The 12375-nt window shown below is 61.6% G+C and carries 4 protein-coding genes and 1 pseudogene; 2 read left to right on the forward strand and 3 right to left on the reverse strand.

Annotation, left to right across the window (positions count from 1 at the left end; translation table 11 throughout):
* Positions 1–143: 143 nt before the first annotated feature.
* From Q7F16_RS21065 to Q7F16_RS21075, 3 genes are read right to left on the reverse strand one after another with little or no spacing between them, the layout of a single operon-like run.
* Positions 144–1511, reverse strand: a complete 1368-nt coding sequence (locus tag Q7F16_RS21065) for an HlyD family type I secretion periplasmic adaptor subunit (protein ID WP_409556849.1) — start codon at positions 1509–1511, stop codon at positions 144–146.
* Positions 1501–3657: a type I secretion system permease/ATPase gene (locus Q7F16_RS21070; RefSeq protein ID WP_079301425.1), complete on the reverse strand. Its 2157-nt coding sequence runs from the start codon at positions 3655–3657 to the stop codon at positions 1501–1503. Before Q7F16_RS21070 ends, Q7F16_RS21065 begins: the two co-directional genes overlap by 11 nt.
* Before the next feature lie 37 nt (positions 3658–3694).
* Positions 3695–5044, reverse strand: a complete 1350-nt coding sequence (locus Q7F16_RS21075) for a TolC family outer membrane protein (RefSeq protein WP_014335966.1) — start codon at positions 5042–5044, stop codon at positions 3695–3697.
* On the opposite strand from Q7F16_RS21075, the gene Q7F16_RS21080 reads away from it, so the two are divergent.
* Positions 5043–5186, forward strand: a complete 144-nt coding sequence (locus Q7F16_RS21080; RefSeq protein WP_018613208.1) for a hypothetical protein — start codon at positions 5043–5045, stop codon at positions 5184–5186. The genes Q7F16_RS21075 and Q7F16_RS21080 overlap by 2 nt on opposite strands.
* A gap of 216 nt (positions 5187–5402) precedes the next feature.
* Positions 5403–12375, forward strand: a pseudogene (locus tag Q7F16_RS21085) (LapA family giant adhesin); the annotation flags it as partial.

The following is a 12375-nucleotide window of genomic DNA, read 5'->3' on the forward strand; positions in this document are numbered from 1 at the left end:
ATAACGATATGACCTGGAGTTTTGCACCGCACCGCTGTGGGAGCAAGGCTTGCCCGCGATGAAGACAACGCGATCTTTCAGGAACCGAGGCGCCTGTTTCGCGAGCAAGCTTTGCTCCCACACATGGGAATGTAGCCAGGGTGCTACCGCTCGTGCAATGCCTCGGCCCGGGCCTTGATGATTGGCTTGAGCAGGTAGCTGAGCACGGTTTTCTTGCCGGTGATGATGTCCACCGACGCCACCATGCCCGGAATGATCAGCAGGGGTTTGTCATCAGTGCCCAGGTGGCTGCGTTCGGTGCGCAGCTTGATGATGTAGTAGGTGGTTTTCTTGTCTTCATCGGTGATGGTATCGGCGCCGATCTGTTCCAGCTTGGCTTTCATCCCGCCGTAGATGGTGTAGTCGTACGCGGTGAACTTCACCGTGGCGTCCTGGCCTGGGTGCAGGAAGGCGATGTCCTGGGGACGGATTTTCGCTTCCACCAGGATGGTGTCGTCCAGCGGCACGATTTCCACCAGGTCGCTGCCGGGCTGGATCACGCCGCCGATGGTGTTCACCAGCAACTTGTTGACGATGCCACGCACGGGCGATGTCACCAGGGTCCGGCTCACCCGGTCTTCCAGGGCTTTGCCGGTGGCCTGGGCCTTGTTCAAGTCGGTGCGAGCTTCGTTGAGCTGGGTCAGGGCGTCGCTGCGGAACTTGCCGCGGGTCTCGTCGATCTTGCGCTGCACTTCCTTGATCGCCGATTCGGCACGCGGGATCGCCAGCGTCGTGGCGTCCAGTTGCCCACGGGTCTCGACCTCGGCGCGCTTGAGCCGCAGCACTTCCACCGGCGATACCGCGCCCTGGGCCACCAACGGCTCGGACATGTTGATTTCCTGGCGTTGCAGCGCCAGGCCGGAGCGGTACTGCGCCTGCTTGGACACGAATTCGCGCAGTTCCTGCTGGCGCTGGATCAACTGCTCCTGCAAGCCGCCGATTTCATCGTGCAACTGCTGGCGGCGGCTGATGTACAGCGACTCCTCGCTGGCGGCCTGGCCCGGCACCGCCTTGAGCACATCGGCCGGGAAGTTCAGCGGCCGGTCATCGACCTCGGCACTCAAGCGCTCGACCCGCAACAGCATGGACTGGCGGTCAGCCTCGGTTTCGCCGACATTGGAGACAAACCGGGTGTCATCCAGGCGAATCAACGGCGCGCCGGCATCGACGATCTGCCCTTCCGTGACGAACAACTCAGCGACGATGCCGCCTTCCAGGTTCTGGATTTTCTGGACCTTGGACGAGGGAATCGCCTTGCCGTCGCCCTTGGTCACTTCGTCGATCACGGCGAAGTTGGCCCACAACATCAGGAACACAAAGAAACCGATGATGCCCCAGATCGTCAAGCGCACCACCCGGGGAGCATCCTCGATCAGGGCTTTGTTGACCTCGGGCAGCGGTTGGCCGTGCAGCGAGTCGGAACCTTTGAAATAACGGCCCACCGCGCCCTTTAAACCGGATTTAAGCAACACTGATCTGCCCCTTCTTCAACGCTTCCATGACAGCGGCTTTCGGGCCGTCGGCGAGGATCTGTCCACGGTCGATCACCAGCAGGCGGTCCACCAGCGACAGCAAGGAGGCCCGGTGCGTCACCAGCAGCACAGTCTTGTTTTCCACCACGGCAGCCAGGCGCTGTTTCAAGCGTTCTTCACCGGTGTTGTCCATGGCGCTGGTGGGTTCGTCCAGCAACAGGATGGGCGGGTTGAGCAGCAGCGCGCGGGCCAGGGCGACGTTCTGGCGCTGACCACCGGACAGGTTCTGTCCACGCTCACCGACTTGCAGTTCATAGCCTTGTGGATGCAGGCGGGCAAACTCATGCACGCCTGCCAGTTCTGCGGCCTGGAGCACCAACTCATCTTCGACGTACCGGGCGCCGGAAGTCAGGTTGTCGCGCAGCGTACCGGCCAGCAGCTGGATGTCCTGGGGCACGTAGCCTATGTTGTAACGCAGCTCGCTGACGTCGATCTGGCGGATGTCCACACCGTCCACCAGCAAGGCACCGTCATCGGGTTGGTAAAGCCCCACCAGCAACTTGGCCAGGGAACTCTTGCCCGAGCCGCTGCGGCCAATGATGCCGATTTTCTCGCCCGGCTTGATCACCAGATTGATGTTCTTCAGCGCGGCGTTCTGCTGGTTCGGGTAAGTGAAATTCAACTGGCGGCATTCAATGGCGCCCTGCAGGACCTTACGGCTCAGCGGGCGCTCGTCGAAATTACGCTCCTGGGGCAGCTCCATCATCTCGTCGACCGAGGTCATGGTCACCCGCGCCTGCTGGTAGCGGGTCAGCAAACCCGACAACGACGCCAATGGGCTGAGGGCGCGACCGCTGAGCATGTAGCAGGCGATCAGCCCGCCCATGCTCAAGCTGCCAGCGATGATCTGGTAAACGCCGAAGACGATCATGATCACCCCGGCCAATTGCTGGATCAGCAAGGTGATGTTCATCGCCAGGCCGGACAACATCTTCACCCGCAGTTCGAGGCGACTGAGGGTGCCGATGGTCTGCTCCCACTGATACTGGCGCTCGCTCTCGGCATTGTTGACCTTCACCGCGTCCAGGCCGGACAGGGTTTCGATCAGGCTGGATTGGCGCTCGGCGCCCAAGGCCATGGTTCGCTCCATGGTCGCCACCAAAGGCTTCTGCAACGCATAACCGATCAGCAGGGCAATCGGGAACGCCAGCACCGGAATCCACACCAGGTGCCCGCCGAGGATCGCGATGACCGCGAAGATCAGCAGGGTGAACGGCAGGTCGATCAGGCTGGTGAGGGTCAGCGAGGCGAGGAAGTCCCGCAGGCTCTGGAATTCATGGATGTTCTGGGCAAAGCTGCCGACCCGCGCCGGGCGGTATTTCATGGCCATGCCGACGATGCGCTCGAACAGCGTCGCCGAAATGATCAGGTCGGTTTTCTTGCCGGCCAGGTCCAGGCACAGGCTGCGCAGCATCTTCAGGATCAAGTCGAACACATAGGCGCCAGTGATACCGACAGCCAGCACCCACAGGGTCGCTTCGGCCTGGTTCGGCACCACGCGGTCGTAGACGTTCATCACGAACAGCGGCGCGGCCATGGCAATGATGTTGATCAGCAGGCTTGCCGCGATAGCATCGGCATACAACCAGCGGGACCGCTTGAGGGTGTCGCGAAACCACGAACGCGCCCGGGGAATCAGCGTGCCGTGGTTCACGTCAAATTTATGCTGCGGCTGGGCGAAGAACACCTTGCCGCTGTAGTCATCGGCCAGCAGGTCACGACTGACCGTGACTTCACCACCATCGCTTTCGCTGAGCAGCAGCCGCGCCTGGTCATCGCCGACCCAGCCCAGCAGCACGGCGCTGCGGCCGTCCTTGAGCAGCAACAGCGCCGGCATGGCGATGGCCGGGATTTGCTCGAGCTTGCGTTGCAGCACCCGGCCTTGCAGACCGGCGCGGGCCGCCGCGCGCGACAATAATTCGACGCTCAGCCGTTGCTTGGGCAGCGGCAGGCCGGTGGTGAGCATTGCCGCGCTGGCCGGCTTCTGATGCAGCATGCAGAGCGCCAGCAGGCCGTCCAGCAGCGGGTCGTCGTGCAGCGTGCGCGGGTCATGAACTAGTTCAACTGGACTGACTTCTGATTCCACGCTCGGCACTCTGACTGATTAAAACGGGTGGTAAAACTCAATTCATCCCAGGCAACTGGACCTTGGGTTTCACGTCGGTTTGCACAACCGATGCCAACGGTGCGACCACACCCTGGCTTTTCAACAGTTGGCCCATGGTTGCCTTGATACGGTATTGGGTGAACAACTGCACGTTCTTGATTTCCGCCAGGCGTCGGGAAGCGCTGAACAGCTCGTTTTCGCTGTCGAGCAAGTCGAGCAGGGTACGCTCGCCGAGGCTGAACTGCTTCTGGTAGGCGGTGCGCACATTGGCGCTGCGATCTACGTATTGCTGGGCGATCGGCACCTGGGCGTTGGCGTTGTTCAAGGCGTTCCAGGCCAGGCCCAGTTCTTCATTGAGCTGGCGCAGCGCGTTGTTGCGGATATCCAGGGCCTGATTGGACAGGTATGACTTGGATTCCAGGTCCGCCTTGTTGCTGCCCCCGGCATACAGGTTGAAACGCATGCGCAGCATGGCTTGCCATTCATTGTTGTGGCCGTTCTGGCCGTCCAGGTCGTTGTCGGCGGTGCGGCCCAGCTCGGCGTCGAAGCGTGGGTAGAAGCTCGACTTGGCGGCTTCGTACTGTTGCTCGGCCGCGGCGATGTCGGCTTCGGCCGAACGCAGCACCGGGCTGTTCTCCAGCATCTGGGCGCGGGCTTCGGTCAGGTTGGCCGGCAGCAACGCCAGAAAATCGGCAGGACGCTCCAGTTGATCGGGCAGTTGGCCAACGGCGCTGAGGTAGTTGGTCTCGGCATCGGCCAGGTTGGTTTGTTCGGTGATCAGGTTGTTGCGAGCCTGGGCCATGCGCGCTTCGGCCTGGTCCAGGTCGGCGCCGCTGCCCACGCCACGGGAAGTGCGCAGTTTGATCTGGTCGAAGATGCGCTCGTGGCTCTTGAGGTTTTCCTCGGCCAGACGCACGAACTCGCGACGGGTCAGCACGTCCAGGTAGACCTGCGCCACCGTCAACCCGGTACGCTCGGAGGCGTCCAGCAACGAGTAGGCACGGGCATTGACGGTGGCTTGTTGACGCCCCACTTCGCTGGACGTCGCAAAACCGTCAAAAACCATTTGCGACAGGCGCAGGCTCGACTCGCTGCGGTTCAGGGTTTCCCAATGATTGGTACCGCCCGACCGGGTGGTGACGCTGTCGGTGCCTTCACGGCCGTATCCGGCTGCAAGGTCCACTCTAGGCAGGTAGCCGCCCTTGGCCGCCTTGAGCTGGTAATCCGCCGCGAAGCGGCTGTTCACGCCGGCCTGGATTTCAGGATGGACATCCAGCGCCTGTTGCATGGCCTGCGGCAAGGTTTGTGCTTGTACGAAACTGGCGGCGAGGGCAAAGGGTAAAGCCTTGAACAGGTGCAGACGCATGGTGGATTTCTTCCTGAAACACTTGTCTTGGATCACAGCGAAACGTGGCGCTGCATCGGATGATGGCAACCGGAATGACCGTATGTCGGAAAGTTCAAAACAGGAGCTGGAACACGCACTGAAAGAACAGGTCGCCGCTTAAATATCAATGTGACATTACCTCGGCGATTGTTTAGGATGGCCGGCAGAAGGTCAATAGTTTGGCACAAACAAAATAATCGAGAAGACACAGCCAAAATATTGACATGGTAAAGCGTCAAATAACCTTACTTTGTGAACATGTACGTCCAGACCGCTGCGGCCTACAAGCTGCCGGGTCCATGGAAGTCTACTGAGCGTGGCACCCGGAGAGTCTTCAATGAGCAGTGTTATTGCCGTTGTCAAAAGCATTGTTGGTCAGGTTTTCGTCGTATCCCCAGAAGGCATCCGACGCGTACTCATTGAAGGTGATCGCCTGTACACGGGCGACCAGTTGGACACGGGCCCGTCCGGCGCCGTCACATTGGATCTGGCCGATGGCCGCACCCTGGACCTGGGCCGCGACACCCAGTGGAGCGCCAATGCCCCGGACTCTTCCACCGACCTGGCACAAGCCACTGCCCAGGCCGCGCCGTCGGTAGAAGAGCTGCAGCAAGCCATCGCCGCGGGCGTCGACCCGACGACCGCCCTGGAAGCCACCGCCGCCGGCGCCACTGCCGCGGGCACGGGGGGTGCCGCCGGTGGCGGCCACAGCTTTGTGGTGCTGGATGCCACCGCTGGTAGCGTTGACCCTACTGTCGGTTTCCCAACGGAAGGTTTGAGCACGGCCGCGGCAACCGACACAGACATCACTGCTCTCGACACCGATACCACAGCCAACGCAGTGCTCGACGCGACGCTGACCCTGAGCGCCACCCCGACCCTGACCGAGGCCGGTGGCGTGCTGGTGTATACCGCGACGGTCACCCAGGCGCCCCAGACCGACCTGACCGTGACCCTGTCCAACGGCTCCGTGATCGTGATTGCTGCCGGACAAACCACCGGCAGCGTCAACGTACCACTGGCACCGAACGACACCGTCTACAACGACGCCACCCAAATCAGCGTGACCGTAACCGGCACTACCGGCGGCACCGGCATCGCCGTGACCTTGCCCACCACGCCGGCCGTGACCCAGATCACCGACACCGTCGACACCACCACCGTCACGCTGAGCGCGGGCAATACTGTCACCGAAGGCGGCCAGATCACCTATACCGCGACGCTGACCAACCCGGCTCAAACTCCAGTGACCGTGACCTTGAGCAATGGCTCGGTCATTACCATCGCTGCTGGCCAGACCACTGGGACCGTCAACGTCGATACCCCGGCTAACGACGTCTACAACAACGGCAGCACGGTCAGCACCACCATTACCGGTGCGACAGGTGGCAACTTCGAGAGTCTGGTGCCGAGCACTGCGCCTGCGGTCACCACAATCACTGATTCGGCCGACACTACTGGCCTGACCCTGACCGCCAGCAACACCATCACCGAAGGCGGTTCGATTGTTTACACCGCGACGCTGACCAACCCGGCCCAGACTCCGGTGACGGTGACCTTGAGCAATGGCTCGGTCATCACCATCGCCGCGGGGCAGACTACCGGCACCGTTAACGTCGAGACGCCGGCCAATGACGTCTACAACAACGGCAGCACGGTCAGCACCACCATTACCGGTGCGACCGGTGGCAACTTTGAAAACCTGGTGCCGAGCACCGCGCCTGCGGTCACCACAATCACTGATTCGGCCGACACTACTGGCCTGACCCTGACCGCCAGCAACACCATCACCGAAGGCGGTTCGATTGTTTACACCGCGACGCTGACCAACCCGGCTCAAACTCCGGTGACAGTGACCTTGAGCAATGGCTCGGTCATCACCATTGCCGCCGGCCAGACTACCGGCACCGTCAACGTCGAGACGCCGGCCAATGACGTCTACAACAACGGCAGCACGGTCAGCACCACCATTACCGGTGCGACCGGTGGCAACTTTGAAAACCTGGTGCCGAGCACTGCGCCTGCGGTCACCACAATCACTGATTCGGCCGACACTACTGGCCTGACCCTGACCGCCAGCAACACCATCACCGAAGGCGGTTCGATTGTTTACACCGCGACGCTGACCAACCCGGCTCAAACTCCGGTGACAGTGACCTTGAGCAATGGCTCAGTCATCACCATTGCCGCCGGCCAGACTACCGGCACCGTCAACGTCGAGACGCCGGCCAATGACGTCTACAACAACGGCAGCACGGTCAGCACTACCATTACGGGCGCGACGGGTGGCAATTTTGAGAATCTGGTCCCGAGCACTGCACCTGCGGTTACTACGATTACCGACTCGATAGACACCACCACGGTGACGCTGACTGCCACACCGACCGTAAATGAAAACGGCACGATCACTTACACCGCCACGCTGACTGATGCCAACGGCAACCCGGTCACCGCGCAGAATGGTCCGGTCACTGTGACCCTGGACAGCGGCAAAACCATTACCATCGCAGCGGGCGCAAGCTCGGGTGTATTGGACGTAGCCGTCGGCAACGACGTCTACCAAGGTCCGACCACCGTCACCGAAAGCATCAGTACCGCCACTGGTGGCAACCTTGAAGCCATCGCGCCTAACACCGCGCCGGTCAGCACCGTCGTCAGCGACGTCAACGACACCACTACCGTGACGTTGACCGCGACACCGACCGTGAATGAAAACGGCACCATCACTTACACCGCCACGCTGACTGATGCCAACGGCAATCCGGTCACCGCGCAGAATGGTCCGGTTACCGTGACCTTGGACAGCGGTAAAACCATCACCATCGCTGCGGGCGCAAGCTCGGGCGTGTTGGACGTGGCTGTCGGCAACGACGTTTACCAGGGGCCTACGACTGTCACCGAGTCGATTGCTTCGGCATCCGGCGGCAATCTGGAAGCCATCACACCGAACACGGCTCCAGTCAGCACCATCGTCAGCGATGTCAACGACACCACCACCGTGACGCTCACTGCCACACCGACAGTGAACGAAAACGGCACCATCACTTACACCGCGACCCTGACCGATGCCAACGGCAATCCAGTCACCGCGCAGAATGGTCCGGTCACTGTGACCCTGGACAGCGGCAAAACCATTACCATCGCAGCGGGCGCAAGCTCGGGTGTATTGGACGTAGCCGTCGGCAACGACGTCTACCAAGGTCCGACCACCGTCACCGAAAGCATCAGTACCGCCACTGGTGGCAACCTCGAAGCCATCGCGCCTAACACCGCTCCGGTCAGCACCATCATCAGCGACGTCAACGACACCACCACCGTGACGTTGACTGCTACTCCGACCGTGAACGAAAACGGCACCATCACCTACACCGCCACGCTGACCGACGCCAACGGCAACCCGGTCACCGCGCAGAACGGTCCAGTCACCGTGACTCTGGACAGCGGCAAGACCATCACCATCGCGGCGGGCGCAAGCTCGGGTGTATTGGACGTAGCCGTCGGCAACGACGTGTATCAAGGTCCGACGACGGTGACTGAGTCGATTGCCTCGGCATCCGGCGGCAACCTCGAAGCCATCGCGCCAAACACCGCTCCGGTCAGCACCATCATAAGCGACGTCAACGACACCACCACCGTGACGTTGACTGCTACTCCGACCGTGAACGAAAACGGCACCATCACCTACACCGCCACGCTGACCGACGCCAACGGCAACCCGGTCACCGCGCAAAATGGTCCGGTCACTGTGACCTTGGACAGCGGCAAGACCATCACCATCGCCGCGGGCGCAAGCTCGGGTGTATTGGATGTCGCTGTGGGTAACGATGTTTACCAAGGGCCAACCACGGTGACTGAGTCGATTGCCTCGGCATCGGGCGGTAACCTGGAAGCCATCGCACCGAACACGACTCCGGTCAGCACCATCGTCAGCGACGTCAACGACACCACCACGGTGACCTTGACCGCGACACCGACTGTGAACGAAAACGGCACGATCACTTACACCGCGACCCTGACCGACGCCAACGGCAACCCAGTCACGGCGCAAAATGGTCCGGTCACCGTGACCTTGGACAGCGGCAAAACCATCACCATCGCGGCGGGCGCAAGCTCGGGCGTATTGGACGTGGCGGTCGGCAACGACGTGTATCAAGGCCCAACCACCGTCACCGAAAGCATCAGTACCGCCACGGGCGGTAACCTGGAAGCCATCGCCCCGAACACGGCTCCGGTCAGCACTGTCGTCAGCGACGTCAACGACACCACTACCGTAACGTTGACCGCTACACCGACCGTGAACGAAAACGGCACCATCACTTACACCGCCACGCTGACCGATGCCAATGGCAACCCGGTCACCGCGCAGAATGGTCCTGTGACGGTCACCCTCGACAGCGGCAAAACCATCACCATCGCGGCGGGCGCAAGCTCGGGTGTATTGGACGTAGCCGTCGGCAACGACGTGTATCAAGGTCCGACGACGGTGACTGAGTCGATTGCCTCGGCATCCGGCGGCAACCTCGAAGCCATCGCGCCAAACACCGCTCCGGTCAGCACCATCATCAGCGACGTCAACGACACCACCACCGTGACGTTGACTGCTACGCCGACCGTGAATGAAAACGGCACCATCACCTACACCGCGACCCTGACCGATGCCAACGGCAACCCTGTCACCGCGCAAAATGGTCCGGTCACCGTAACCCTGGACAGCGGCAAGACCATCACCATCGCCGCGGGCGCAAGCTCGGGTGTATTGGACGTAGCCGTCGGCAACGACGTCTACCAAGGCCCAACCACCGTCACCGAAAGCATCAGTACTGCCACCGGCGGTAATCTGGAAGCCATCGCACCGAACACGGCGCCAGTCAGCACCATCGTCAGCGACGTCAACGACACCACCACGGTGACCTTGACCGCGACACCGACTGTGAACGAAAACGGCACGATCACTTACACCGCGACCCTGACCGATGCCAATGGCAATCCGGTCACCGCGCAAAATGGTCCGGTCACTGTCACGCTCGACAGCGGTAAGACCATCACCATCGCCACCGGCGCGAGCTCTGGCGTATTGGACGTGGCTGTAGGCAACGACGTGTATCAAGGCCCAACCACCGTGACTGAGTCGATTGCCTCGGCATCCGGTGGCAACCTGGAAGCCATCGCGCCGAACACGGCGCCAGTCAGCACCGTCGTCAGCGATGTCAACGACACCACCACCGTAACGCTGACTGCTACGCCGACCGTGAATGAAAACGGCACCATCACCTACACCGCGACCCTGACCGATGCCAACGGCAACCCTGTCACCGCGCAGAACGGTCCTGTCACCATCACGCTCGACAGCGGTAAGACCATCACCATCGCCGCGGGCACAAGCTCGGGCGTATTGGACGTGGCGGTCGGCAACGACGTGTATCAAGGCCCAACCACCGTGACTGAGTCGATTGCCTCGGCATCCGGTGGCAACCTCGAAGCCATCGCGCCCAACACCGCTCCGGTCAGCACTGTCGTCAGCGATGTCAACGACACCACCACCGTGACGCTCACTGCCACACCGACAGTGAATGAAAACGGCACCATCACCTACACCGCGACCCTGACCGATGCCAACGGCAACCCGGTCACCGCGCAGAACGGTCCTGTCACCATCACGCTCGACAGCGGTAAGACCATCACCATTGCTGCAGGCGCAAGCTCGGGTGTATTGGACGTGGCGGTCGGCAACGACGTGTATCAAGGCCCAACCACCGTGACTGAGTCGATTGCCTCGGCATCCGGTGGCAACCTCGAAGCCATCGCGCCCAACACCGCTCCGGTCAGCACTGTCGTCAGCGATGTCAACGACACCACTACCGTGACGCTCACTGCCACACCGACAGTGAATGAAAACGGCACCATCACCTACACCGCGACCCTGACCGATGCCAACGGCAACCCGGTCACCGCGCAGAACGGTCCTGTCACCATCACGCTCGACAGCGGTAAGACCATCACCATTGCTGCAGGCGCAAGCTCTGGCGTGCTCGATGTTGCTGTGGGTAACGATGTTTACCAGGGGCCAACGACTGTCACCGAGTCGATTGCCTCGGCATCGGGCGGTAACCTGGAAGCCATCGCTCCGAACACCGCGCCAGTCAGCACCATCGTCAGTGATGTCAACGACACCACCACCGTGACCTTGACCGCCACACCGACCGTGAACGAAAACGGCACCATTACCTACACCGCGACTCTGACCGACGCCAACGGCAATCCGGTCACCGCGCAGAATGGTCCGGTTACCGTGACCTTGGACAGCGGTAAAACCATCACCATCGCCGCGGGCGCGAGCTCCGGCGTGCTCGATGTTGCTGTGGGTAACGATGTTTACCAGGGGCCAACAACTGTCACCGAGTCGATTGCTTCGGCATCCGGTGGCAACCTGGAAGCCATTGCTCCAAATACGGCGCCGGTCAGCACCGTCGTCAGCGACGTCAACGACACCACCACCGTGACGTTGACTGCTACGCCGACCGTGAACGAAAACGGCACCATCACTTACACCGCCACGCTGACCGATGCCAACGGCAACCCGGTCACCGCGCAGAACGGCCCGGTCACCGTGACCTTGGACAGCGGCAAAACGATCACCATCGCCGCCGGCGCAAGCTCAGGCGTGTTGGACGTCGCGGTCGGCAACGACGTGTACCAAGGCCCAACCACCGTGACCGAGTCGATTGCCTCGGCATCCGGCGGCAACCTGGAAGCCATTGCACCGAACACGGCTCCAGTCAGCACCATCGTCAGTGATGTCAACGACACGACCACCGTGACGCTCACTGCCACACCGACCGTAAATGAAAACGGCACGATCACTTACACCGCCACGCTGACCGATGCCAATGGCAACCCGGTAACCGCGCAAAACGGGCCGGTCACCGTCACCCTGGACAGCGGCAAAACGATCACCATCGCCGCGGGCGCGAGCTCGGGCGTGTTGGACGTGGCCGTTGGTAATGACGTGTACCAAGGCCCAACCACGGTGACTGAGTCGATTGCTTCGGCATCCGGCGGCAACCTGGAAGCCATTGCACCGAACACGACTCCGGTCAGCACCATCGTCAGCGACGTCAACGACACCACCACGGTGACCTTGACCGCGACACCGACTGTGAACGAAAACGGCACCATCACTTATACCGCCACGCTGACCGATGCCAACGGCAATCCGGTCACCGCGCAAAATGGTCCGGTCACCGTCACGCTCGACAGCGGCAAAACCATCACCATCGCCGCCGGCGCAAGCTCGGGCGTGCTCGATGTAG

This window comes from Pseudomonas sp. Lb2C2 (genome assembly GCF_052112205.1).
Classification (GTDB): Bacteria; Pseudomonadota; Gammaproteobacteria; order Pseudomonadales; family Pseudomonadaceae; genus Aquipseudomonas; species Aquipseudomonas kilonensis.